The organism is Comamonas humi (assembly GCF_054782535.1).
Window position 1 is genome coordinate 396813 of the sequence record NZ_BAAGSH010000019.1, and the last position, 22432, is coordinate 419244.

Annotated in this window: 21 protein-coding genes; 13 read left to right on the forward strand and 8 right to left on the reverse strand. The window is 69.5% G+C overall.

The window, feature by feature from the left end:
- Positions 1 to 14: 14 nt before the first annotated feature.
- The 7 genes from ACYVKR_RS21990 (at position 15) to ACYVKR_RS22020 (ending at position 6766) form a co-directional block, all read left to right on the forward strand.
- Entirely contained in the window at positions 15 to 992 is a 978-nt protein-coding gene (locus tag ACYVKR_RS21990; RefSeq protein WP_460483112.1) for a Bug family tripartite tricarboxylate transporter substrate binding protein, read from the forward strand.
- A gap of 43 nt (positions 993 to 1035) precedes the next feature.
- Positions 1036 to 2019, forward strand: a complete 984-nt coding sequence (locus tag ACYVKR_RS21995) for a Bug family tripartite tricarboxylate transporter substrate binding protein (RefSeq protein WP_460483113.1) — start codon at positions 1036 to 1038, stop codon at positions 2017 to 2019.
- 30 nt (positions 2020 to 2049) lie between these two features.
- Positions 2050 to 2271: a recombinase-like helix-turn-helix domain-containing protein gene (locus ACYVKR_RS22000; RefSeq protein ID WP_460483114.1), complete on the forward strand. Its 222-nt coding sequence runs from the start codon at positions 2050 to 2052 to the stop codon at positions 2269 to 2271.
- Positions 2272 to 2296: 25 nt separating this feature from the next.
- Complete coding sequence (locus ACYVKR_RS22005) at positions 2297 to 3322, forward strand: Rieske 2Fe-2S domain-containing protein (RefSeq protein WP_460483115.1); 1026 nt, start codon at positions 2297 to 2299, stop codon at positions 3320 to 3322.
- Complete coding sequence (locus tag ACYVKR_RS22010; RefSeq protein ID WP_460483116.1) at positions 3319 to 4278, forward strand: PDR/VanB family oxidoreductase; 960 nt, start codon at positions 3319 to 3321, stop codon at positions 4276 to 4278. Before ACYVKR_RS22005 ends, ACYVKR_RS22010 begins: the two co-directional genes overlap by 4 nt.
- Positions 4279 to 4331: 53 nt before the next feature.
- Positions 4332 to 5387: a porin gene (locus ACYVKR_RS22015; RefSeq protein WP_460483117.1), complete on the forward strand. Its 1056-nt coding sequence runs from the start codon at positions 4332 to 4334 to the stop codon at positions 5385 to 5387.
- A gap of 110 nt (positions 5388 to 5497) precedes the next feature.
- Complete coding sequence (locus ACYVKR_RS22020; protein ID WP_460483118.1) at positions 5498 to 6766, forward strand: MFS transporter; 1269 nt, start codon at positions 5498 to 5500, stop codon at positions 6764 to 6766.
- A gap of 101 nt (positions 6767 to 6867) precedes the next feature.
- Here the strand turns inward: ACYVKR_RS22020 and corA are convergent, their stop codons facing one another.
- The 4 genes from corA to tsaB all read right to left on the reverse strand — a co-directional run bounded on the left by corA (position 6868) and on the right by tsaB (position 9939).
- Entirely contained in the window at positions 6868 to 7854 is a 987-nt protein-coding gene (gene corA / locus ACYVKR_RS22025; RefSeq protein WP_460483119.1) for a magnesium and cobalt transport protein CorA, read from the reverse strand.
- Positions 7855 to 8039: 185 nt separating this feature from the next.
- Complete coding sequence (locus ACYVKR_RS22030; RefSeq protein WP_460483120.1) at positions 8040 to 8762, reverse strand: uracil-DNA glycosylase family protein; 723 nt, start codon at positions 8760 to 8762, stop codon at positions 8040 to 8042.
- Positions 8763 to 8767: 5 nt separating this feature from the next.
- Entirely contained in the window at positions 8768 to 9247 is a 480-nt protein-coding gene (gene rimI / locus ACYVKR_RS22035; protein WP_460483121.1) for a GNAT family protein, read from the reverse strand.
- Positions 9244 to 9939 (reverse strand): tRNA threonylcarbamoyladenosine biosynthesis protein TsaB, encoded by a 696-nt coding sequence (gene tsaB / locus ACYVKR_RS22040; protein WP_460483122.1) that lies wholly within the window; start codon positions 9937 to 9939, stop codon positions 9244 to 9246. The genes rimI and tsaB overlap by 4 nt, the downstream gene beginning before the upstream one ends.
- Before the next feature lie 199 nt (positions 9940 to 10138).
- Between tsaB and dacB the strand changes: the two genes are divergently transcribed.
- Positions 10139 to 11629 (forward strand): D-alanyl-D-alanine carboxypeptidase/D-alanyl-D-alanine-endopeptidase, encoded by a 1491-nt coding sequence (gene dacB, locus ACYVKR_RS22045; protein WP_460483123.1) that lies wholly within the window; start codon positions 10139 to 10141, stop codon positions 11627 to 11629.
- Positions 11630 to 11656: 27 nt separating this feature from the next.
- Here the strand turns inward: dacB and ACYVKR_RS22050 are convergent, their stop codons facing one another.
- The 3 genes from ACYVKR_RS22050 to ACYVKR_RS22060 form a co-directional block, all read right to left on the reverse strand.
- Positions 11657 to 12532: an OmpA family protein gene (locus ACYVKR_RS22050; protein ID WP_460483124.1), complete on the reverse strand. Its 876-nt coding sequence runs from the start codon at positions 12530 to 12532 to the stop codon at positions 11657 to 11659.
- Positions 12533 to 12641: 109 nt separating this feature from the next.
- Positions 12642 to 13049, reverse strand: coding sequence for a DUF4398 domain-containing protein (locus ACYVKR_RS22055; RefSeq protein WP_460483125.1), 408 nt, complete (start codon positions 13047 to 13049; stop codon positions 12642 to 12644).
- Between the two features lie 244 nt (positions 13050 to 13293).
- Positions 13294 to 14040 carry a GntR family transcriptional regulator gene (locus tag ACYVKR_RS22060; RefSeq protein ID WP_460483126.1) on the reverse strand — a complete coding sequence of 249 codons (747 nt, stop codon included), beginning with the start codon at positions 14038 to 14040 and terminating at the stop codon, positions 13294 to 13296.
- A 117-nt stretch (positions 14041 to 14157) separates the two neighbouring features.
- Here ACYVKR_RS22060 and ACYVKR_RS22065 point away from each other — a divergent pair, with 117 nt between their 5' ends.
- From ACYVKR_RS22065 to ACYVKR_RS22085, 5 genes are all read left to right on the forward strand, one after another.
- A complete protein-coding gene (locus ACYVKR_RS22065) occupies positions 14158 to 15534 on the forward strand; it encodes a class-II fumarase/aspartase family protein (RefSeq protein WP_460483127.1) in 1377 nt (458 codons plus the stop codon).
- A gap of 41 nt (positions 15535 to 15575) precedes the next feature.
- Entirely contained in the window at positions 15576 to 16979 is a 1404-nt protein-coding gene (locus ACYVKR_RS22070; protein ID WP_460483128.1) for a class II fumarate hydratase, read from the forward strand.
- A 24-nt stretch (positions 16980 to 17003) separates the two neighbouring features.
- The gene (locus ACYVKR_RS22075; protein ID WP_460483129.1) at positions 17004 to 17984 is read left to right on the forward strand and encodes a tripartite tricarboxylate transporter substrate binding protein BugD; all 981 of its coding nucleotides are present in this window, start codon (positions 17004 to 17006) and stop codon (positions 17982 to 17984) included.
- Positions 17985 to 18117: 133 nt separating this feature from the next.
- A complete protein-coding gene (locus tag ACYVKR_RS22080; protein ID WP_460483130.1) occupies positions 18118 to 19155 on the forward strand; it encodes a tripartite tricarboxylate transporter substrate binding protein in 1038 nt (345 codons plus the stop codon).
- Between the two features lie 43 nt (positions 19156 to 19198).
- Positions 19199 to 20194 (forward strand): TauD/TfdA dioxygenase family protein, encoded by a 996-nt coding sequence (locus tag ACYVKR_RS22085; protein ID WP_460483131.1) that lies wholly within the window; start codon positions 19199 to 19201, stop codon positions 20192 to 20194.
- A 69-nt stretch (positions 20195 to 20263) separates the two neighbouring features.
- Here the strand turns inward: ACYVKR_RS22085 and ACYVKR_RS22090 are convergent, their stop codons facing one another.
- A complete protein-coding gene (locus ACYVKR_RS22090; RefSeq protein ID WP_460483132.1) occupies positions 20264 to 22339 on the reverse strand; it encodes a molybdopterin-containing oxidoreductase family protein in 2076 nt (691 codons plus the stop codon).
- Between the last annotated feature and the right edge of the window lie 93 nt (positions 22340 to 22432).

Sequence of the window (22432 nt, forward strand, 5' to 3'; positions counted from 1 at the left end):
CGATGCAACGACGCATGCTTATCCCCACCCTGCTGGCCCTGGCCGCAGCCGCCGCGCTGCCCACGGCCTGGGCGCAGGCCGACGCGCGCCAGGCGCTCGCGGCGGGGCAGTTCACCATCATCGCCCCGTTCCCGCCGGGCGGGCCGATCGACACGCTGGCGCGCATGCTCTCGAACGGCCTGGCCGCGCAGTACAAGCAGGTCTCCATCGTGGACAACCGCACGGGCGCCAACGGCAACATCGGCATCGAGGCGGCCAAGCGCGCCAAGCCCGATGGCCACACGCTGCTGGTGGTGCCGCAGGGCAACCTCACGATCAACCCCACGCTGATGCCCAAGCTGAGCTACAGCGTGGAGGGCGACTTCGTGCCGGTGGCCTCGCTGGCGCGCACCGCCAACGTGATCGCGGTGAACCCGGCCGTGCCGGCGAAGAACATCGCGGAGCTGATCGCGCTGGCCAAGAGCAAGCCCGGCACCGTGAGCTATGCCTCGCCCGGCGTGGGCAGCAGCCTGCACCTGGCCGGCGAGCTGTTCGGCCAGCAGGCCGGCGCCGACTTCCTGCACGTGGCCTACAAGGGCACGCCCCAGGGCCTGAACGACGTGATCGGCGGCACCGTGCCGATGATCGTCGGCAACCTGCCCACGCTGCTGCCGCACATCCAGTCGGGCAAGCTGCGCGCGCTGGCCGTCACCGACGCGCAGCGCACGCCCGAGCTGCCCGAGGTGCCCACGCTGGCCGAGTCCGGCGTCAAGGGCGTCGCGCTGTCGTCCTGGTACGGCGTGATGGCGCCCAAGGGCACGCCGGCACCGGTGCTGGCCCAGCTGCAGCACGACATCGCGCAGGTCTTCAACGAGCCGGCGAGCAAGGCGCAGCTGCAAAAGCAGGGCCTCAGCGTCTGGATCGTCGAAGGCCCGAAGTTCGGCGAGCTGATCCGCAAGGAGACGGCCGCCTGGGCGCCCATCATCAAGAGCCGCGGGATCGAAGCGCAATAAACGGCCCGCCGAACCACTACCCACACCCACCACAGAGCCCACCATGAAACTCTCCCGCCGACTGGTTTCCCTGGCCGCCGCCTCGCTGGCCGTCGCCTCCGTGTGCAGCAGCGCCGCCGCGCAGGCACCGGCCTACCCGAGCAAGCCCATCACCATCGTCGTGGCCTACCCGGCCGGCGGCGACACCGACGCGATGGCGCGCCTGTACGCCGAGAAGCTCTCGACCCGCCTGGGCCAGCCCGTGGTGGTGGACAACCGCCCCGGCGCCAGCGGCGTGATCGGCAGCGTCTACGTGGCCAAGGCCCCGGCCGACGGCTACACGCTGCTGCTGGCGCCCAACACCTTCGCCATCGCGCAGTTCGTGCTCAAGACCACGGCGGGCTCCAGCTACGACGTGCTGCACGGCTTCACGCCCATCGTGCAGACCAGCGTGCAGCCCATGTTCGTGGCCGCCAACCAGACTTCCGGCATCAAGGACATCAAGACCCTGGTGGAGCAGGGCAAGCGCTCGGGCCTGACCTACGCCAGCCCCGGCAGCGGCTCGCCGATGCACATCATGGGCGAGATGTTCAACAAGGCCGCGGGCACGCAGATCGCCCACATCCCCTACAAGGGCGTGGCGCCCGCCGTCAACGACCTGATCGGCGGCCACGTGCCCACCACCTTCATGACCTGGGGCCCCATTGCCCCGTACATCGGCGGCAAGGTCAACGCGCTGGCCGTGGCCGACACGCAGCGCAGCCCGCTCGCGCCCAACGTGCCCACGCTGGCCGAGCAGGGCATCAAGGGCGTGGAAGTGACGGCCTGGCAAGGCCTGTTCGGCCCCAAGGGCATGCCGCCCGAGACCGTCAAGCTGCTGAACCAGCACCTCAACGAAATCCTGAAAATGCCCGATGTGGTCACCAAGATGGCCACCTTTGGCGCACTGCCCGCGGGCGGCGATGCGGCGCGGCTGGAAAAGACCAATGCCGCCGACCACGCCCGCTTCGGCAAGCTCATCAAGGACCTGGGCATCCAGGCCGACTGAACCACGATTGTTTTTGGAAGGAGATCCACCATGGCTGTTGATCGATACCTCGAACCGCACCAGGCACGCCAGCGCCCGGGCACCCTGTTTGAAGACCTGCTGGGCGACACCATCGAGCGCGCCTTCGGCGAAGGCGTGCAGACGCTGCCCGAGCTGGTGGCCTACATCAACCGCAGCGGCCCTGCCGGCGAAGACGGCCAGGCCTGGACCGAAGCAAGCTTCCAGGCGCTGATGGCGCGCCTGGGCCAGTGAACCCGCCGCAAGACAGGAGCGCCCCATGAACGTACAAACCATCACCATCGACCCGGTGGACAGCCTGCTGAACAAGGGCCTGAAGAATCTCTGGTACGCGGTCTGCCCGTCGGACTTCGTCAAGACCCAGCCCATCTCGCTGCGCCGCTTCGGCCGCAAGATCGCGCTGTGGCGCGATGCCTCCGGCAAGGTCCACGCGCTGGAAGACCACTGCCCGCACCGCGGCGCGCCGCTGTCGCAGGGCGTGATCCTGGGCGACCGCCTGGCCTGCCCCTACCACGGCGTGGAAGTGCGCTGCGACGGCACCGTGACCAAAGTGCCCGGCAGCCCCGGCTGCAAGCTCGAAGGCTCGCGCGCCGCGCTGGACTTCCATGTGCGCGAAGCCCACGACACCATCTTCCTGTACAACAGCGACAAGCATGTGGACGAGGCCCCCGAGTTCACCCTGCCCGAGGAGCTGACTTCGCCCGAGTACTCGAACTTCCTGTGCTATGCCGAGTGGCGCAGCGACTACCGCTACGCGCTCGACAACGTCATGGACCCCATGCACGGCACCTTCCTGCACAAGCAGTCGCACTCCATGGCCGAGGGCGACAGCAAGGCCAGCTTCCAGGTGCGTGATACCGACCACGGTTTCGTGTTCGAGAAGGTCGGCCAGCGCGGCGTGAACTTCGACTGGACCGAGTACGGCGAAACCGGCGTGCAGTGGATGCGCCTGGAAATCCCGTACCCCAAGACCGGCGGCCCCGGCGGCAACTTCGCCATCGTCGCCTGCGTCACGCCCATCAGCGCCGACCTGTGTGCCGTGTTCTTCTGGCGCGCGCGCAAGGTGCAGGGCTGGATGCGCGACACCTGGCGCTTCCTGTATCGCAACCGCCTCGAGGCGCGCCACTGGGCCGTGCTGGAGCAGGACCGCATCATGATGGAACAGATGGAACTCGACGCCAACGAGCGCGAGAACCTCTACCAGCACGACATCGGCCTCGTGCGCCTGCGCCGCCACCTGCGCCGCCAGGCCCAGGACCAGATCGACGAAGGCGTCGCACCATGAGCACCACCTTGCAAGCCTTTGTGCACACGCTGCGCTTCGAGGCGCAGGACACCATCAGCGTCGAGCTGCGCCCGGTCGATGGCGGTGAGTTCCCGGCCTTCACCGCCGGCTCGCACATCGACCTGCACCTGCCCAACGGGCTGGTGCGCAGCTACTCGCTGTCCAACGACAGCAGCGAGCGCCACCGCTACGTGGTCGGCGTGCTGCGCGACCGCACCAGCCGCGGCGGCTCGCGCTGCGTGCACGAGGCGCTGCGCGTGGGCATGCCCATCACCATCGACGCGCCGCGCAACCACTTCGCGCTCGACGAGAGCGCAACGCACTCGGTGCTGGTCGCCGGCGGCATCGGCATCACGCCCATGCTGTGCATGGCGCGCCGGCTGAGCGCCCTGGGGCACTCGTTCGAGATGCTGTACTTTGCGCGCGAGCGCAAGAGCGCGGCCTTCCTCGCCGAGCTGCAGGCCCTGGGCATGCCGCTGCACCTGCACTTCGACGCCGAGGCGGGCGGCCCGCCCGACCTGCGCGGCCTGCTGGCCCAGCGCGCGCCCGAGGCGGGGCTGCACCACTACTCCTGCGGCCCGACGCCCATGCTCGACGCCTTCGAGAAGTTCTGCGCCGAGCTGGGCCATGCCAATGCCCACATCGAGCGCTTCTCGCCGGTGGAGGTCAAGGCCTCGTCCGATGCGCGCGACAACTACACGGTCGAGCTGAAGAAGAGCGGCCGCTTCATCCAGATCACGCCCGACAAGTCGCTGCTCGACACGCTGCTGGAAGCCGGCGTCGACGTCGACCACAGCTGCTGCGAAGGCGTCTGTGGCTCGTGCGAGACCCGCGTGCTGGCCGGCGTTCCCGACCACCGCGACTCGGTGCTCAGCCCCAAGGAAAAGGCGGCCAACAAGGTGATGATGGTCTGCGTCTCGGGCTGCAAGAGCGACACGCTGACGCTGGACCTTTGACCCACAGGTATTCCCTCAACCAACACGTTTTCAATCCAAGGAAGACAGACACCATGAAAAAAATCATTCTTGCCATCGGGGTAGCGGGCCTGGCAGGCGCCGCGGCAGCACAGTCGAAGGTCGAGATCTTCGGCGTCATCGACACTAACGTCACGCGGCTGACGGGCTCGGAGTCGTCCAGCAAGATCGGCCTGGCCACGGGCGGCGCCAACATCAGCCGCCTGGGCTTTCGCGGCACCGAGGACCTGGGCGGCGGCCTGAAGGCGGGCTTCTGGCTCGAGGCCGGCCTCGATTCCGACACCGGCAACGGCAAGGCCCCCGGCACCACCGGCCTGGGCTTCAACCGCCGCTCCACCGTGAGCCTGCTGGGCAACTTCGGTGAAGTGCGCCTGGGCCGCGATGACTCGGCCACCTTCCTGAGCACGCTGATCTTCGATCCCTTCCTGACCAACGGCGTCGGCGGCACGGGCGCGTTCACCATGCTGGGCATTCCGGGCGCCGGCACGGCCGCGGGCGGCGCGCCGATCCAGATCAGCAACGCCATCAGCTACTTCCTGCCGCCGAACCTGGGCGGCTTCTACGGCCAGGCGCAGGTCGCCATGAGCGAGAAGCCCGACAGCGCCGCCGGCCACCGCCAGGGCGACTACCGCGGCGTGCGCTTCGGCTACCGCCAGGGTGCCTTCAACGGCGCGCTGGCCATCGGCAAGTTCTACGGCGATGCGCCCGAGACCAACATCACCGCCCACAACGTCGGCCTGTCCTACGACTTCGGCGTGGCCAAGCCCATGCTGCTGTGGGCCAGCGAGAAGCGCGGCGGCCTGAAGGTCACGGCGCTGCAGCTGGGCGTGACCGCACCGCTGGGCAGCGGCGAGCTGCGCGCCTCGGTCGGCCACTACAACACGGCCGACAGCAATGCCGACTGGAACAAGATCGCGGTGGGCTATGGCTACAACTTCTCCAAGCGCACCCAGGTCTACGGCACCTTGGCGTACCTGAAGAACAAGGATGGCTCCAGCCGCTCCATCGGCGTGCAGGGCCTGAGCGCCACCGGCTCCAGCGCGGGCGGCAAGTCCACCGGCATGGAACTGGGCATCCGCCACTTCTTCTGATCCCAACCTTCCCCTGATTGGCGCCACGGCTTGCGCGGGCCGGGCTCTGCTGGCTCGCGCAAGCGCCAATCTTCCCCATTCCTCCTTCACCTCCCTCCCAGGACCGCACCATGAACGACTCCCGCTCGCTGCGCTGGTGGGGCGTGATCACGCTGTTCGTGATCGTCGCCATCTCCTATGTGGACCGGATCAACATCTCGGTCCTGATCACGGACGCCGACTTCCTCTCGCACATCGGCCTCACCGCGGATGACCGCACGCGCCAGGGCCTGCTGGCCACGGCCTTCATGGTCGGCTACGGCGTCTCGTCCTTTGTGCTCACGCCGTTCTGCGCGGCGCTGTTCGGCGTGCGCCGCAGCCTCATCGGCGGCCTGCTGCTGTGGGGCGTGGTGACCTTCCTGTCGCCGGCGATGGACAGCTACGGCCTGCTGCTGGCCTCGCGCATCCTGCTGGGCGTGTCGGAGGGGCCGCTGTTCTCGCTGGCCGGCAGCTACATCAAGGCGCACTTCGAGAGCCGCGAGAACGGCAAGCCCAACTCGCTGGTCAACATGGGCACCGGCCTGGGCCTGGCGGTGGGCTACCCGCTGGTCGGCTACCTGGTGGCCGGGCACAACTGGGAAACCTCGTTCCACGTGCTGGGCCTGATCAACGTGCTGCTCGGCGTGCCGCTGGTCTGGGCCTTCATCCGCATGCCCAAGGTCGAGACGGGCATGCCCAAGCCGCATTCGCTGGGCCAGGCCATGGGCCAGGTGGGCCAGATCGTGCGCGGCGCCATGCACACGCGCTACCTGTGGCTCATCACCATCCTGACGGCGGCCTTCCTGTCGTACCTGTGGGGCAGCAGCAATTGGCTGCCGGCCTACCTGCAGCAGTCGCGCGGCTTCTCGATGCGCGAGATGGGCTGGCTGGCCTCGCTGCCGCAGTACGCCAGCGTGGCGGCGGTGTTCGTGGGCGGCATGCTCATCGACCGCATAGCGCGCCGCCAGGTGCCGCTGATCTTCATCTTCGGCAGCGTGGGCGTGGCGCTGGCCGTGTGGCTGGCCATCGAGGTGCAGGACCGCTACGCCTCGGCCTACTGCCTGATCGCCGCCAACTTCTGCTGGGGCCTGATGAGCCCGGCCATCCCGAGCACGGTGCAGTACTGCGCCAAGCCCGAGCACGTGGCCAGCGCCTATGGCGTGGTCAACGGCGCGGGCAGCCTGGTGGCGGGCTTCATGCCGGCCATCATGGGCGCGGTGATCGGCGCGCTGTCGGCCAACGGCGGCGTGAGCGCGGGCTTCTTCGCCGGCTTCGCGGCGCTGATCGGCACGCAGCTGGTGGTGATGCTGTGCGGCATCATCCTGTGGGTGCGCGAGCGCGGCGCCGTGCCGCAGTCATAAAAAAGGAGCGCCTCGCGCTCATTCTGCTTTGGTTCCAAGGTGATTGGAGCTTGAAGTGCTTGATTATCAGGCGCTTCAAGCTCCTTTTTTAATAGTGTCTGCTATTTCAGCCAGCCGCGCTTGCGGAAGTACAGCATCGGCCCGACGGCGCTGGCGACCATCAGCAAGATGACATAGACATAGCCGTACTGCCACTCCAGCTCGGGCATGACCTTGAAGTTCATGCCGTAGACGCTGGCGATCAGCGTGGGCGGCAGCAGCGCGACGCTGGCCACCGAGAAGATCTTGATGATCTTGTTCTGGTTGATGTTGATGAAGCCGACGGTGGCGTCCATCAGGAAGTTGATCTTGTCGAACAGGAAGGCCGTGTGGTTGTCCAGCGATTCGATGTCGCGCAGGATCTGGCGCGCGTCCTCGAACTGCTCGGCGTTGAGCATCTTGCTGCGCATCATGAAGCTGACGGCGCGGCGCGTGTCCATCACGTTGCGGCGGATGCGGCCGTTCAAGTCTTCCTGGCGGGCGATGGCGCCCAGCGCCTCGCTGGCGAGCGAGTCGGTCACGTCACCCGACAGCACCAGCTTGCTGGCTTTTTCCAGGTCGTCGTAGATGTTCTCCAGCGTGTCGGCCGAGTACTCGGCGTCGGCGTCGAAGAGCTTGAGCAGCACGTCCTTGCTGTCCTCGATCAGCCCCGGCATGCGGCGCGCGCGCAGGCGCAGCAGGCGGAAGACCGGCACGTCCTCGTCGTGGATGGAGAACAGCACGCCGTGGCTCTTCAGGTCGCGGTTGTTCAGGTTCAGGATGAAGGCCACGCGCACCGAGCGCGGGTTGTCGTCGTCGTCGATCAGGAAGTCGCTGCGGATGTGCAGGTCGCCGTTGTCCTCTTCGTAGAAGCGGGCGGATTCCTCGATGTCCTGGTCCATCGCGTCGTCGGGGATGGACAGGCCGTAGTGCTGCTTGATCCAGCGCTTCTCGTCGGCGGTGGGCGATTCCAGGTCGACCCAGATCGGGTGGAACTGCGCCAGTTCCTGCAGGGACTCGATCTCTTCCTGCACCAGGCGGCCGTTGGCCAGTGTGAAGATGTTGAGCATGGGCTCACTTCCTAGTTGTTGTTCGCTCGCGGGGGGATGGGGGTGCTTTCAACCCTCGCGCAACACCATGGCCGGCCCAGGTTGAAAGCTACCGACTCGGGTAGGGTTCCAAGGGAATGCTCCAGATACAGGAATGCCCGCGATTATGGCATTGAGCCATGTCAACGCCGTGGTAACCCTAGGGTTTATTTCTGGTTACGCACGGCGGCCAGCGCCAGGCAGGCGTCGGCCCAGGCGTCGGCCTTGGCGCGGGGCGTGCGCAGCAGGTAGGCCGGGTCGTGGCTGACGACGGCGGGCACGCCTGCATGCGGCAGCTGGTGCACCTGGCCGCGCAGCTGGCCCAGCGGCTCGCTGCTTTCGAGCAGGTGGCGCGCGGCGGGCAGGCCCATCAGCAGCACCATGCCGGGCTGCAGCTCGCGCGCCAGCGCGGCCATGGTGGCGGCGCCTTCGGGGGCCGCATCGCCATGGGCGCGCAGCAGCGGCACCCACCACAGCCGCGGGTGGCCCTGCAGGCGCATGGCGCGCAGCAGGTTGCGCAGCAGCTCGCCGCGCGGGCTGGCCAGCGTGGCCGCCGGCGATGCGGCGGCGGGCAGCTCGGCCACCACCAGCCAGGCGGGGCTGGCAGATGTATCGCCGTCGGCCTTGGCGGTGTCGAACAGCGGCACCGGCGCGCCCAGCGCAAAGGCGGGCGGCGCGAGGTTGGAGGGCAGGGCGGTGGTAGGCGGCGCCGCCTCGGGCGCAGCGGCTGGCCGTGCGGCGGGCGCCGGTGCGGGCCGCGCGGGAGGCGGATCGATGGCGGCCGGGGCCGTGGGCGCCTCTGGCGCGGGCACAGCCGGCTGGGGCCACCACGAGGTGTAGCCCATTTCCTGCAGCATGGCGCGTTGGCGCGCGTCCAGATTCAAAGTCATGTTCGTCAGTTGGCCAGCATGTAGCGCATCACCACCGCATCCTCGCGCTCCAGATGCGAGACCGGATAGTAGCGCTTTCGCAGGCCCACGCGCTCGAAGCCGAAACGCTCGTACACCTGCTGGGCGCGCTCGTTGCTCTGGCGCACCTCCAGCCACAGCAGCTGCGCGTCGCGGCTGAGGCACCAGGCGCGCAGCTGCTCCAGCAGCACCTTGGCCCAGCCCTGGTGCTGGAAGACGGGGTTGACGGTGATGTTGAGCAGGTGCACTTCCTGCACGCCCTCCATCGCCACGAAGTAGCCGACGAGCTGGTCGTCGGCCCACAGCAGCTCCATCGCATAGCCCATGGCCATGGAGTCGATGAAGTTGCCGCGCGTCCACGGATGGCTGTAGCACTGCGTTTCCACGGCCAGCAGGGCTTCCAGGTCGGCTATGCCCAGCGCCGACCAGCGCAGCTTCGGCTCGGCGGCGGTGGCGCGTGCCGTCATGCCTTGGCCGCCTTGGTGGCTTCGCGCTCGGCCGTGGTCTGCGCGACCTTGTTGCGCACATAGAGCGGCAGCGCCTGGTCCGCCGGCACGGCCAGGCCCTGGGCCAGCAGCGCTGGCGCCAGGCGCAGCAGCGCGGGCGCGGTGGGCAGCACGGCCACCTGGGGCGCGCCGGGCGCCAGCCGCTCGCCGTAGGCGGCGCTGGCATTGCCGGCCACGGCAAAGCCGGCGGGCACGGCCACGGCCTCGGGCGGCGTCACGCGCATCTCGGCCAGCGCCGTCCAGGCACCATCGCGGTATGCGTAGGGGGCGCTGTAGACCTCGTCCATGCGCGCATCCAGCGCGGCGACGAGCTGGGTCAGCCCGTGCTCGGCGCGCGCCTGTTCGGCCACGGCCAGCAGGGTGTCGACCGGCAGCACGGGCACGCCCTGGCCCTGCCGCGCCGCGAAGGCCAGGCCCTGGGCCACGGCGCAGGCGGTGCGCAGCCCGGTGAACGAGCCGGGCCCGCGGCCGAAGACGATGGCGTCCAGCGTGTCGAAGGAGAGGCCGGCCTCGCCCATCAGCGCCTGAATGCCGGGCAGCAGCTGCAGCGAGGCCTGCGCGCCGCCCGCGCCGCTGCGCTGCCAAACCTGGCCGCCATGGGCCACGGCGATGGACAGGGTATCGGTGCTGGTGTCGATGGCGAGCAGGTTCATGAAAGGCGGCAGGCAAGCACAAAAAGTGAGCTGTTTGCGCTTGTCTACAAAGGGTTCTGAAGGGTTTTATGGCGGGAAGTGTCAAAATCCAAGCGCTGGCAGCTATCATTTTTTTGATAACCCGGCCCGAATACGATCCCTGGCAGGGGCTGATTATCCTGCCCAATCCGCTGCTGCGCTTTTCACCATGAAGATATCCATGTTCCACATTGCCACCCGCCTGCGCTGGGCCTGGCCCGCCGCCGTGGCGCTGGCCCAGGTGGCCTGCGCGCAGACGCCGGTGGCCCTGGCGCCCGCCCCCGCGCCCGCGGTCACCGCCGCGCCTGCGGCCATGCCCGCCAACCGCCTGCCCGCCGAGGTCGAGGCCGCGCTGGCGCGCGCCCAGGTGCCGCTCGATGCGGTCTCCATCGTGGTGATGGACGCCGGCAGCGCGGGCAAGCCGCTGCTCGACTGGCGCAGCGACGTGCCGCGCAACCCCGCGTCAGTGATGAAGCTGGTCACCAGCTTTGCCGCGCTGGAGCTGCTGGGCCCGGCCTACACCTGGGAGACGCCGGTGTTCGCCGACGGCGCGGTGCAGGGCGGCGTGCTGCGCGGCAACCTCTACCTGCAGGGCGTGGGCGACCCCAAGCTGGTGATGGAGCGGCTGTGGCTGCTGCTGCGCCAGCTGCGCGCCCGCGGCATCGACAGCATCGCCGGCGACATCGTGCTCGACCGCTCGGCCTTCGCGCTGCCGCCCATCGACCCGGCGCGCTTCGACAACGAGCCCTACCGGCCCTACAACGCCGTGCCTGATGCGCTGCTGCTGAACTACAAATCGCTCACGCTCACCCTGGTGCCCGATGCCGCCGCCGGCGTGGCCCGCGTGCTGGTGGAGCCGGCGATGGCCGGGTTGCAGATCCCCGCCACGGTGCCGCTGGCCCGGGGCAAGGCGGCCGCTGCCTGCGGCGACTGGCGCGCCGCGCTGCAGGCCGATTTCAGCGATCCCGCGCGGCTGCGCCTGGCCGGCAGCTACCCGCCGGCCTGCGGTGAAAAGAGCTGGTCGCTGGCGCCCGCGCCGGCCGAGCTGTATGCGCCGCGCCTGCTCGAAGGCATGTGGCGCGAGCTGGGCGGCAAACTCGGCGGCGCGGTGCGCGCCGGCAGCGTGCCGCCGGGCCTCACGCCGCTCACCACCATCACCTCGCCCAGCCTGGCCGAGGTGGTGCGCGACATCAACAAGTACAGCAACAACGTGATGGCGCAGCAGGTCTTCCTCACGCTGGGCAAGCAGCGCGCCGGCGTCGGCAGCTTCGAGGGCGGGCGCCAGGCCGTGGCCGAGTGGTGGAGCCGGCGCGTGCCCGGTGCGGCGCCGCCGGTCATCGACAACGGCGCGGGCCTGAGCCGCGACGCCCGCATCACCGCCGGCGCGCTGGCGCGCATGCTGTCGGCGGCGTGGAACTCTCCGGTGATGCCTGAGCTGGTGGCCTCGATGCCCATCGTGGGCGTGGACGGCACGCTCAGGCACAGCAAGAGCGCCCATGTGGGCGGCGCGCACCTGAAGACCGGCACGCTGCGCGATGCCACCGCCATCGCCGGCTACGTGGATGCCGCGAACGGCCGCCGCCTGGTGGTGGCGGCCATTGCCAACGACGAGCGCGCCGTGGCCGCGCGCGCCGCCTGGGATGCGTTGGTGGACTGGGCGGCGGCGCAGTAGCGATTCAGCCACCGGGCCGCCGGGCGATCAGCGCGAGCGCAGGTTGCCCTTGTCGTCGGCGATCACCACTTCCACCCGGCGGTTCAGCGCCCGGCCCTCGGCCGTGCCGTTGCTCGCCACCGGGTAGTCCTTGCCATAGCCGCGCGCGGTGATGCGCGACGGATCGACGCCCCGCGCCACCAGCGCCTGCTGCACCGACTGGGCGCGGCGCTCGGACAGGGTCTGGTTGGCGGCGCTGGAGCCCACCGAGTCGGTGTGGCCCTCGATCAGCAGCTTGCGGTCGGGGTACTGCCTGAGGAAGTTGGCCAGCTGGTCCAGCCGCTGCCCGGCGGTGGGCAGCAGCTGCGCCTTGCCGAACTCGAACAGCACGTCGCCCAGCGTCACGAGCAGGCCGCGCTCGGTCTGCTGCGCCTGCAGTTCCTTGAGGCGCGCCTCGAGCGCGGCGGCGCGGGCATTGGCCTGCTCGGCCTGGCTCTGCGCGGCGCGGGCATCGCCGCGCGCGGCCTCGGCCTCGCGGGTGCGAGCGTCGAGGCGCAGCCGGTCGGCCTGGGCGCGGGCGTCGCGGGTCTTGTCGTCGGCGTCGCGCGCACGGGTGATGGCCTCGGCGGTCTCGGCGCGCTTGCGGGCCAGGTAGGCCAGGTTCTCGGCTTCGGCGCGGTCACCGTCGTCATTCCACACGCGGTCGGCGCGGGCCAGCGTGTCGGTGGCGTTCTTCAGCTCCAGCGGCGCGCGGCGCGCCACCTCGGGGTTGGAGGCCGTGCGGTTCACGTCGGCGCGGGCGCTCTCCAGCTCGGTCAGCGGGCCGCGCGCGCCGCAGGCGCTCAGGGCCAGGGCGCTGCCCAGCACGAGCAGGCTGGCCAGGGTGAGCCGGGCGGGAGGATGGTGGTGGGTGGATGCGGTCATTCTGGTGAATCTCCGTGAAGGCCTGCGCACGGCGGGGAGGTGCCGGGCGGCGCCTGCGGGCCGGGCGCGCGGGCCGTGTCTGGGGGAAATGCCGGGTTCGCGGCCGGGCCTACTTCGCCGGGGCGCGGCGCTGCAGCTCTTCGGTCAGCGCACGCATGGAGTCCTGCAGCTCGCGCAGGGAGCGCTCGCTGTTCGCGGCCTGCGACTTGGCCTCGGCGAGCTTGGCGTCGGCCTGGGCCTGCTCGGCCAGGCGGCGGGCCTCGTCATAGTCCTTGCCGGCCATGGCGCGTTCGGCGCGCGAGAGCTTGTCGCGTGCGGACTGCAGCTCGGTGGGCGCGGCGGCGGCGGTGCCGGGTGCGGTGGTGACCTGGTCGACCGTGCTCTTGGCGACGGCCATCTGTTCGCGCGGTGCCGGGGTGCTGGAGCAGGCGCCCAGCAGCAGCACGGATGCCAGCGCGGCCCACAGGGCAGGCCGTGCCAGCATGGCGCGGCGGGAGGGTGGGGAGGTGGATTGCATGAGCCTCTTCCTTTCTTTTTGTCACTGTGAGAGGGAGCGATGGGCCACGCCGGGACGGCAGGGGCCTGTAGCCATTTTTCGCAGCCGCCCGGCGCAGCCCTGTCGGTGCCGCGGCGGTGTTTGCTGTCGGGGGCGATCCAGCGTCCTTGTAGGAGAGCCGGCCGCCGGGGCCATCGGTCCAGGGGGAAGAAAGGGTGTGGTGCGGGATGCATCCGGCGTTGGACGGACGCCGCGGCGCAGGGGCCTATTGCATCCGCTGCAGCCGCATCGATACCCGGAAGCGCTCGGCCAGGTGCGTCGTGATGCTGGCCTCGAACAGTTCGCCGTCCGAGTCGAAATAGCGCCGCACGATCTTCAGCGCCGGCGCGCCCAGCGGCACGTCCAGCGCCTGCGCCAGCGCGGCGTCGTCGATCTGCACGGCCAGGATGTCCTGGTGGATCTCGGCGATCTGCCGGCCGTGGCGTTCCTCGATCAGGGTGCTGATCAGCACGCCGGGGGTATCGCGCGCCAGCTCGACGATGTCCTGGTACTGCGGGTCCACGTATACATCCGAACTGGCGATGGGCAGGGCCTTGCCATCGCCTTCCAGGCGCAGGCTGGAGACGCGCAGCCAGCGCTTGCCGTCCGGGCAGCCCAGCTCTTGCGCCAACGCGCCGGTCGCCACGACCTCGTCGATGTGCTGCATCTGGCGCAGGTGTTCGGCGGCGAACTGCACCAGGTCCTCCACCGAGTCCATCGTGGGCCGAAAGGTATTTCGGGGCTTGGCGGCCTCCACCCGCGTGCCCACGTTCTTCTTGCGCGACACCAGGCCCCGCTCCTGCAGCGCCGCCAGGGCCGCGCGGATGGTGTGCCGGCTGGTGCCGTAGTGCTCGCACAGCTCCAGTTCGGTGGGCAGCAGCGCGCCCACCGCGAAATGCCCCGAGGTGATGGCTTCGGTCAGGTGGTTGGCGATGTCGGTGAAGTTCAGTTTGCGGGCGGCGTGGTCTTGCATGGAGTCAAGGGTATACCCTGTAACGGATATGTCCGAACATATTTATAGTCAATATGTCCGGACATAATTGGTTCGGACATAACCGGTCATCTACTCTAGCTCACTTCAGGACGCACCATGAGCCACGCCGCCTCTCCCCTGTCCAGCACCGTTGTCGACTCCATCCTGTTCCGCGACGCCTTCGGCACCCAGAAGATGCGCGACATCTTTTCGGACCACGCCTTGATCCAGCGCTACATCGATGTGGAAGTGGCGCTGGCGAAGGCCGAGGCCCGCGTGGGCGTGATCCCCGCAGCGGCGGCCGAGGTGATTGCCCGCGAGTCGCAGATTTCGCGCATCGACTTCGACCACATGCGCCACGAGACCGACATCGTGGGCTACCCCATCCTGCCGCTGGTGCACCAGCTGGTGGCCATGTGCGGCGAGGCCGGGCGCTACGTGCACTGGGGCGCGACCACGCAGGACATCATGGACAGCGCCGTCGCCCTGCAGGTGCGCGACGCCATCGACAGCATCGGCGCGGACATCCGCGAGCTGCGCGGCATCCTGCAGGGCCTGGCCAGCAAGTACCGCGACACGCCCATGGCCGGCCGCACCCACCTGCAGCAGGCGCTGCCGGTGACCTTCGGCTACAAGGCCGCCATCTGGCTGGCCATGTTCGACCGCCACCAACAGCGCCTGGCCGAGCTGCGCCCGCGCGTGGCCGTGGTGGGCTTCGGCGGCGCGGCGGGCACGCTGGCCTCGCTGGGAGACCTGGGCTTTGCCGTGCAGGCCGCGCTGGCCGACGAGTTGCAGCTGGGGGTGCCTGCCACCACCTGGCACGTGGCGCGCGACGGCTTTGCCGAAGCCATCAACCTGCTGGCGCTCGTCACGGGCTCGCTGGGCAAGATCGCGCTGGACATCATGATCATGGCCTCCACCGAGTTCGCCGAGGTGTACGAGCCCTTCGTCAAGGGCCGGGGCGCGAGCAGCACCATGCCGCAAAAGCGCAACCCCATCTCCAGCGAGCTGATGCTGGCCGCGTCGAAGGCCGTGCGCCAGCATGCGGGCCTGATGGTGGACGCGATGGTGCAGGACTTCGAGCGCGCCACCGGCCCCTGGCATGCGGAGTGGATCGCGATCCCCGAGAGCTTCATCCTCAGCTCGGGCGCGCTGCACCAGGCCAAGTTCGCGCTGGGCGGGCTGATCGTGGACGAGGCGCGCATGAAGCACAACCTCGGCATCAGCCGCGGCTTGATCGTGGCCGAGGCGGTGATGATGGGCATGGCGCCGCACATCGGCCGCCAGCAGGCGCACGACGTGGTCTACGACGCCTGCCGCACCGTCCACGAAAAGGGCTGCACGCTGGCCGAGGCGCTGGCAGCGCTGCCCGAGGTGGCGAAGCACTTCGACCGCGCCGCGATCGACCGCCTGACCGATCCGGCCAACTACCTGGGCCTGGCGCCGCAGATGGTGGACCGCGCACTGGCTTTGTCCGCGCAGGTGCAGGGCTGAGTCCGCCTGCCCCCGAAGCCACGCACCAACGGAGATGCACGATGAGTGATACCACCCGTGTCGAACATGACGCCTTCGGCCCCGTCGACGTACCCGCGGCGCGCTACTGGGGCGCGCAGACGCAGCGTGCGCTGGGCGTCTTTGCGATAGGCACGGAGCGTTTTCCGGCTTGCCTGATCCACGCCTTCGGCCTGCAGAAGATGGCCGCCGCGCGCGCCAACCAGCGCTGCGGCGTGCTGGACGCCCAGCGCGCGGACGCCATCGTGCAGGCGGCATCGCAGCTGCGCGATGGGTTGCATGACGCGGACTTTCCGCTCACCATCTGGCAGACCGGCTCGGGCACCCAGACCAACATGAATGCCAACGAGGTCATCGCCAACCGCGCCAACGAGTTGCTGGGCCAGCCGCGCGGCACCAAGAGCCCCGTGCATCCCAACGACCATGTCAATGCCTCGCAGTCGTCCAACGACAGCTTTCCCACGGTGATGCACATCGCCGCCGTGCTGGAGCTGCAGCAGCGCCTGTTGCCGGCGCTGGCCGTGCTGCAAGGCAGCCTGGCAGCACGGGCCCAGGCCTTCGGGGGTGTCGTGAAGATCGCCCGCACCCACCTGATGGATGCGGTGCCCATGATGGTGGACCAGGCCTTCGACGCCTATGCCCGGCAGGTCGCGCTGGGCATGGAGCGGGTGCGGGGCACGCTGCCGCGCCTGCGGGTGCTGCCCCAGGGCGGCACCGCGGCGGGCACCGGGCTCAATGCGCCGCCGGGGTTCGATGCGGCCTTCTGCGACGAGCTGGGTGCCCTGACCGGCCTGGATTTCAGCCCCAATCCCAGCAAGTTCGAAGGCATGGCCGTCCACGATGCGCTGGTCGAGGCCTCGGGCGCGCTCAACACCCTGGCCAGCTCGCTGGTCAAGATCGCCAACGACCTGCGCCTGCTCGGCTCGGGGCCGCGCTGTGGCCTGGGCGAGCTGCGCATCCCGGACGATGGATTGACCTCGTCCATCATGCCCGGCAAGCGCAACCCGACCATCGCCGAGGTGCTGGTGCAGGCCTGCCTGCAGGTCATGGGCAACCACGGCACGGTCACCATGGCCAACGCCTCGGGGCTTTTCGAGCTGAACGTGGCCAAGCCCGTGCTCATCCACAACCTGCTGCAGTCGATACGCGTGCTGAGCGATGCGGCCGGGGTCTTCGCAACCCGCCTGGTGGACGGGCTGGAGCTGGACCGCGAGCGCCTGGCGGCCAATGTCGAAAACTCGCTGCTGGTGGTGACCGCGCTCAACCCCGTGCTGGGCTACGACCGGGTGGCCCGCATCGTGCGCGAGAGCCTGGCCTCGGGCCGGCCGCCGCGCGAGCTGGCCATCGAGCTGGGAATGCTCACCGGCGAAGCCTACGACAGGCATGTGGACGCAAAGGCATTGGCCAGGCCGCATCCCGCCCCCTGATTTTTCAACCCCAAGGAGACATCCATGAAATCGTTCTGCAAGAACGGTGTGGCGGCGCTCGCCCTCATCGCCGCCACCGCCTGCGCCTGGGCGCAGGGCTACCCCACGAGGCCCATCACCTGGATCGTGCCGTTCGCGGCGGGCGGCCCCACCGATGCGCTGGCCCGCAGCGTGGCCGAGCGGGTGGCGCGCGAGGTCGGCCAGCCCATCATCATCGACAACTCACCCGGCGCCGGCGGCACCGTGGGCTCAGCCAAGGCCGCGCGGGCCAAGCCCGACGGCTACACCATGCTCGTCGGCCACATGGGCTACATGGGTGCGGCGCCTGCGCTGTACAAGAAGCTCGGCTATGACCCGGTGAAGGACTTCGCGCCGGTGTTCCGCTTTCCCGACACGCCACTGGTGCTGATGGTCCGCAAGGAACACCCGGCCAAGGACATCAAGGCACTGGTGGAATGGGGCAAGGCGAATCCCGACAAGCTCTACCTCAGCAACGCGGGCATGGGCTCCAGCTCCCACCTCATCGCCGCGCTGTTCGCCACATCGGCGGGCATGAAGGTCACGCTGGTGCCTTACAAGGGCGCCGGCCCGGCGCTGATGGACGTGATCGGCGGCCAGGTGGATGGCATGTTCGACCAGACCAACACGGCGCTGCCGCAGCTGACGGAAGCCAAGGTGCGCCCCCTGGCCGTCACGTCCAAGGTGCGCCTGCCGCAACTCAAGGACGTGCCCACGCTGCACGAGACCGTGCTGCCGGGCTTCGAGGCCAGCACCTGGTACGGTATCTACGCCCCCAAGGGGACTCCCAGGGAGGCATTGGACAAGTTCCAGGCGGCCTACCTGAAAGTCATGGCGGACAAGGACTATACCGACAAGCTGGTCAGCCAGGCCATCCAGCTGCTGCCGCCCGAACAGTACACGGGCGAGGCGCTGGGACGGCACACCGAGGCCGAGGTGGCGCGCTGGAAGGCCGTGGCGGCCAAGAACCGCATGGCGCTGGATTGACACCGGGGCCGCGGGCGTATCTGTTTTCCGCATAAGCATCTGCAAAACCCTTCGTCGCCTTCCGGCGCACTTGCTCCCACCATGCAGCCATGGCCTGCGCAGGCAGGCGTTCAAGCTAAAGGGAGTGAGAGCCGTGGTGTGGAATGCAATCAAGCAGAGTGGGTGGGGCCGGGCAGCGGGCCTCGCGCTGGCCGTGCTGCTGCCGGTGGGCGGCGCGCAGGCGCAGGGCGACGGGTGGAAGCCTGAGGGCAAGGTGGAGTTCGTGATCCCGGGCGGCGCCGGCGCCGCGCTGGACATGGCGGGGCGCAAGCTCACCCAGCTGCTGGCCGAGCAGGGCGCGAGCCCGCGCTTCGTGGTCAGCAACAAGGTGAGCGCGCATGCCATCACCGCGCTGGAGCAGTTGCAGCGCGAGAGCGGCAACCCCAACGTTCTGATGACGCTGAGCACCGGCTACGTGAACAGCCAGGCCCAGGGCGCGCTGCCCGACCGGCTGACGCACAACACCGTGCTCGGCATCCTGTTCAAGGAGTACGTGGCCGTCGTGGTGCGCGCCGACTCGCCGGTGAAGACCGGGCAGGACCTGATCGCCGCGCTGCGCAAGGACCCGGCGGCGCTGTCCATCGGCGTGGCCAACACGCTGGGCGGCCATGTGCACCTGGGCGTGGCCAAGCCGCTGCAGCAGGGCAAGGTCGACATCGCGCAGCTGCGCGTCGTGCCCTACAAATCGTCGGCCGAATCGATGGTGGCGCTGGTCGGCGGCCACCTGGACGTGGCGGCCGTGACCACGCCCAACCTGCTGCCCTACCTGGACGGCGGCCGCGTGCGGGTGCTGGCGGTGGCCGCCGAGGAGCGGCTCGAAGGCGCCTTCGCCCAGGTGCCCACCTGGCGCGAGCAGGGGGTGGACGCGGTCAGCGTGTCGTTCCAGGGCGTGATGGCGCCGCCCGGCATCGGCGAGGCGCAGCGGCAGTATTGGGCCCAGGCGCTGCGGCGCGTGAGCGACAGCCCGCCGTGGCGCGAGTTCGTCGCGCTGAACCAGTGGAAATCGCACTACATCGGCCCCGGCGAGGCCCAGCGCTTCGTGCAGCAGGAGATCCGCGAAACCCACCGCCAGCTGCTGGCGCTGGGCCTGCCCGCCGGGCCGCTGCCTGCGCAGCAGCTGGCCCGCCGATGACGACTGCTTCCCAACCTATTCCTATTCCCGCGAGGTCCCTGCCATGAACGCACCGCTTCCCACGCCCCAGGCGCTGGCCCTGCAACTCGACGAGCGCCTGCGGCAGGCGCTGGCGCGCACGCCACAGCTCAGCGTGGCGCCGCAGTCGGCCCACATCGGCGCCCTGGTCGGCGGCGTGGACCTGCGCCAGCCGCTGTCGGTGGACGAGGTGGCCGCCATCCGCGCGGCGCTGCTGCGCTGGAAGGTGGTGTTCTTCCGCGACCAGCACCTGAGCCATGCGCAGCAGATCGCCTTCTCGCGCCAGTTCGGCGAGCTGACGGTGGGCCACCCGGTGTTCGGCCATGTCGAGGGCCATCCCGAGCTGTATTCCATCGCCAAGCACCGCAAGGCCAACCGCCATACCGGCGATGCCGAGCACCGCCCCTGGACCGGCTGGCACACCGACGTGACGGCGGCGCACAACCCGCCGGCGGCGTCCATCCTGCGCGGCGTCACCATCCCGCCCTACGGCGGCGATACGCAGTGGACCAACCTCGTGGCCGCCTACCAGGCGCTGTCGGCGCCGCTGCAGCAGTTCCTCCAGGCGCTGCGCGGCGAGCACCGCTTTGCGCCGCCCGCGGGCGCCGTGGCCACCGACGAGTACCGCGATCTGGTGCAGGCGCGTCCGCTGGTGAGCGAGCACCCGCTGGTGCGCGTGCACCCCGAGACGGGCGAGCAGGCGCTGTTCGCGAGCCCGGGCTTCCTCAAGCGCATCAACGGCCTGGCGGCGCGCGAAAGCAAGGTGCTGCTGGAGTTTCTGTGGGAGCACCTCGTGCGCAGCGAGTTCACCGTGCGCTTCAAGTGGGAGCCGGGCAGCATCGCCTTCTGGGACAACCGCGCGACCGCGCACGTGGCGCCCAACGACATCTTCGCGCTGGACTTCGACCGCCAGCTCTACCGCACCACGCTGGTGGGCGATGTGCCGGTGGGCGTGGACGGGCGCAGCAGCACGGCGCTGTCGGGCGACCCGGTGCTGGCCGTGCATGGCGCGGCCTATTGATTGTTTGCTATTGAAAAAATAGCTGTCAGCGCTTGATGGATAAGCGCTGCAGGCCAATTTGGCTTGGAATCAACCGGCTGGCGCCCGCTCCACCTGCACCGCACAGTCGTAGAAGGTGGGCGCGCGCCCCAGGTCGGTCAGGCGCTGGTTGGTGAGCTGGTTGACGTTGGTGCCGTCCAGGCCGTCCTTGCGCCACCAGATGCCCAGGCCCACCACCACGCCGCGGCGCGCGCGGCCATTGAGGCTGGCGTGGCACAGGTGCTCGCCGCGCCCGTTGAACACGCGCACCGGGTCGCCATCGGCGATGCGGCGCGGCGCGGCGTCGTCGGGGTGGATCTCGATGCGCGGGCGCTCCTCGGCATTGCGCAGGCTCTTCACGTTCACGAAGGTGGAGTTCAGGAAGTTGCGTGCCGGCGGCGAGATCATCGCCAGCGGGTACGGCCCGGCCGGGTCGGGCTGTTCGTAGTTGGGCAGGTAGTCGGGCAGCGGATCGAGCCCGCGCTGCGCCAGGCGCTCGCTGTGGAACTCGCAGCGGCCCGAAGGCGTGGGAAAGCCGCCGTTGGCAAAGGGCGCCTCGGGGCGCTTCAGCGTGGCGAAGCCGCGCTGCAGCAGCTCGTCGAAATCGACCTCGGCCGCATCCAGCGCCTGGCGGCACAGGGCCTCGTCGTCGTGCTGGAAGTGCGCGGCGCCGAAGGCCGCGTCGTGCCGGGCCAGCTGCGCCGCCAGGCCACGGAAGATCTGCGCATTGCTGCGCGCCTGGCCCTGCGGCGCGATCGCCGGGCGGTTCAGCAGCACGTCGGTGTGGCCGTAGCTGCCGTGGATGTCCCAGTGCTCGAGCTGCGTGGTCGCGGGCAGCACGTAGTCGGCATGGTCGGCGGTGTCGGTCATGAAGTGCTCGAGCACCACGGTGAACAGGTCCTCGCGCGCAAAGCCCTGCACCACCTTGGACGATTCGGGCGCCACCGCCACCGGGTTGCTGTTGTAGACGACCAGGGCCTCGACCTTCGGGCCGAAATCGCCGCCGCCCGGGTGTGAACCGGGGTGTAAGAGCGCATCGCCGATCTGCACCATGTTGATGGTGCGCGGCCGGCGCTTGCCCAGCAGCTGCGGCATCTGCAATTGCGCGCGCTGCGCCGGCACCTCGCCCGAGCTGGACAGCAGCATGCCGCCGGCGCGGTGCCGCCACGCGCCCACCAGCGCCGGCAGGCAGGCCACGGCGCGCACGGCATTGCCGCCGCCGCGGGTGCGCTGCATGCCGTAGTTCAGGCGGATGGCGGCGGGCTGGGTGGTGCCATAGTCGCGCGCCAGCTGGCGGATCTGCTCCACCGGCAGGCCGCAGACCTCGGCCGCGCGCTCGGGCGGCCATTGCAGGGCGCGCTCCTTGAGCTGCTCCCAACCCAGCGTGTGGCGCTCCAGGTAGTCGTGGTCCAGCCAGTCGTTGCGGATCAGCTCGTGCATCAGCGCCAGCGCCAGCGCGGCGTCGGTGCCGGGCAGCAGCTGCAGGTGCTCGTGGCATTTGTCCGCGGTCTCGGACTTGCGCGGGTCTATGCACACCAGGCGCGCGCCATTGCGCTTGGCCTCCTGCGCGTAGCGCCAGAAGTGCAGGTTGCTGCCGATGCTGTTGCTGCCCCAGATGACGATCAGCCGGCTTTCGGCGAAGTGCTCGACCCGCATGCCGACCTTGCCGCCGTAGGTCTGCAGCAGGGCCTCGGCGCCGGCGCTGGCGCAGATGGTGCGGTCCAGCAGCGAGGCGCCGAGCTGGTGGAAGACCCGCGCCGCCATGCTCTCGCCCTGCACCAGGCCCATGGTGCCGGCATAGCTGTAGGGCAGGATGGCCTCGGGATCGCGCTGCGCAATCGCGTGCAGGCGCGCGGCGATGTCGGCCAGCGCCTCGTCCCAGGACACGGGCGCGAACTGGCCGCTGCCCTTGGGCCCCGTGCGCCTGAGCGGCTGCAGCACGCGCTCGGGGTGGTAGCTGCGCTCGGTGTACTTGCTGACCTTGGCGCACAGCACGCCGCCGGTGTGCGGGTGGTCGGGATTGCCGTGCACCTTGGTCGCCACGCCATCCACGACGGTGGTGACGAGCGAGCAGGTGTCGGGGCAATCGTGGGGGCAGGCGCCGATGACGCTGAGGGCTTCGGACATGGTGCGGTTTCGGATTCAATCGTGGGGGGATGGGGCACAATGGGTGCTACCTGAAACTGTAGCAAGTTTGCCGGCGGCGCACCCGCATGAGGT

Coding starts and splice junctions, on each gene's coding strand:
- ACYVKR_RS21990 (WP_460483112.1), top strand. CDS start 15: ATGCTTATCCCCACCCTGCTGGCCCTGGCCGCAGCCGCCGCGCTGCCC.
- ACYVKR_RS21995 (WP_460483113.1), top strand. CDS start 1,036: ATGAAACTCTCCCGCCGACTGGTTTCCCTGGCCGCCGCCTCGCTGGCC.
- ACYVKR_RS22000 (WP_460483114.1), top strand. CDS start 2,050: ATGGCTGTTGATCGATACCTCGAACCGCACCAGGCACGCCAGCGCCCG.
- ACYVKR_RS22005 (WP_460483115.1), top strand. CDS start 2,297: ATGAACGTACAAACCATCACCATCGACCCGGTGGACAGCCTGCTGAAC.
- ACYVKR_RS22010 (WP_460483116.1), top strand. CDS start 3,319: ATGAGCACCACCTTGCAAGCCTTTGTGCACACGCTGCGCTTCGAGGCG.
- ACYVKR_RS22015 (WP_460483117.1), top strand. CDS start 4,332: ATGAAAAAAATCATTCTTGCCATCGGGGTAGCGGGCCTGGCAGGCGCC.
- ACYVKR_RS22020 (WP_460483118.1), top strand. CDS start 5,498: ATGAACGACTCCCGCTCGCTGCGCTGGTGGGGCGTGATCACGCTGTTC.
- corA (WP_460483119.1), bottom strand. CDS start 7,854: ATGCTCAACATCTTCACACTGGCCAACGGCCGCCTGGTGCAGGAAGAG.
- ACYVKR_RS22030 (WP_460483120.1), bottom strand. CDS start 8,762: ATGACTTTGAATCTGGACGCGCGCCAACGCGCCATGCTGCAGGAAATG.
- rimI (WP_460483121.1), bottom strand. CDS start 9,247: ATGACGGCACGCGCCACCGCCGCCGAGCCGAAGCTGCGCTGGTCGGCG.
- tsaB (WP_460483122.1), bottom strand. CDS start 9,939: ATGAACCTGCTCGCCATCGACACCAGCACCGATACCCTGTCCATCGCC.
- dacB (WP_460483123.1), top strand. CDS start 10,139: ATGTTCCACATTGCCACCCGCCTGCGCTGGGCCTGGCCCGCCGCCGTG.
- ACYVKR_RS22050 (WP_460483124.1), bottom strand. CDS start 12,532: ATGACCGCATCCACCCACCACCATCCTCCCGCCCGGCTCACCCTGGCC.
- ACYVKR_RS22055 (WP_460483125.1), bottom strand. CDS start 13,049: ATGCAATCCACCTCCCCACCCTCCCGCCGCGCCATGCTGGCACGGCCT.
- ACYVKR_RS22060 (WP_460483126.1), bottom strand. CDS start 14,040: ATGCAAGACCACGCCGCCCGCAAACTGAACTTCACCGACATCGCCAAC.
- ACYVKR_RS22065 (WP_460483127.1), top strand. CDS start 14,158: ATGAGCCACGCCGCCTCTCCCCTGTCCAGCACCGTTGTCGACTCCATC.
- ACYVKR_RS22070 (WP_460483128.1), top strand. CDS start 15,576: ATGAGTGATACCACCCGTGTCGAACATGACGCCTTCGGCCCCGTCGAC.
- ACYVKR_RS22075 (WP_460483129.1), top strand. CDS start 17,004: ATGAAATCGTTCTGCAAGAACGGTGTGGCGGCGCTCGCCCTCATCGCC.
- ACYVKR_RS22085 (WP_460483131.1), top strand. CDS start 19,199: ATGAACGCACCGCTTCCCACGCCCCAGGCGCTGGCCCTGCAACTCGAC.
- ACYVKR_RS22090 (WP_460483132.1), bottom strand. CDS start 22,339: ATGTCCGAAGCCCTCAGCGTCATCGGCGCCTGCCCCCACGATTGCCCC.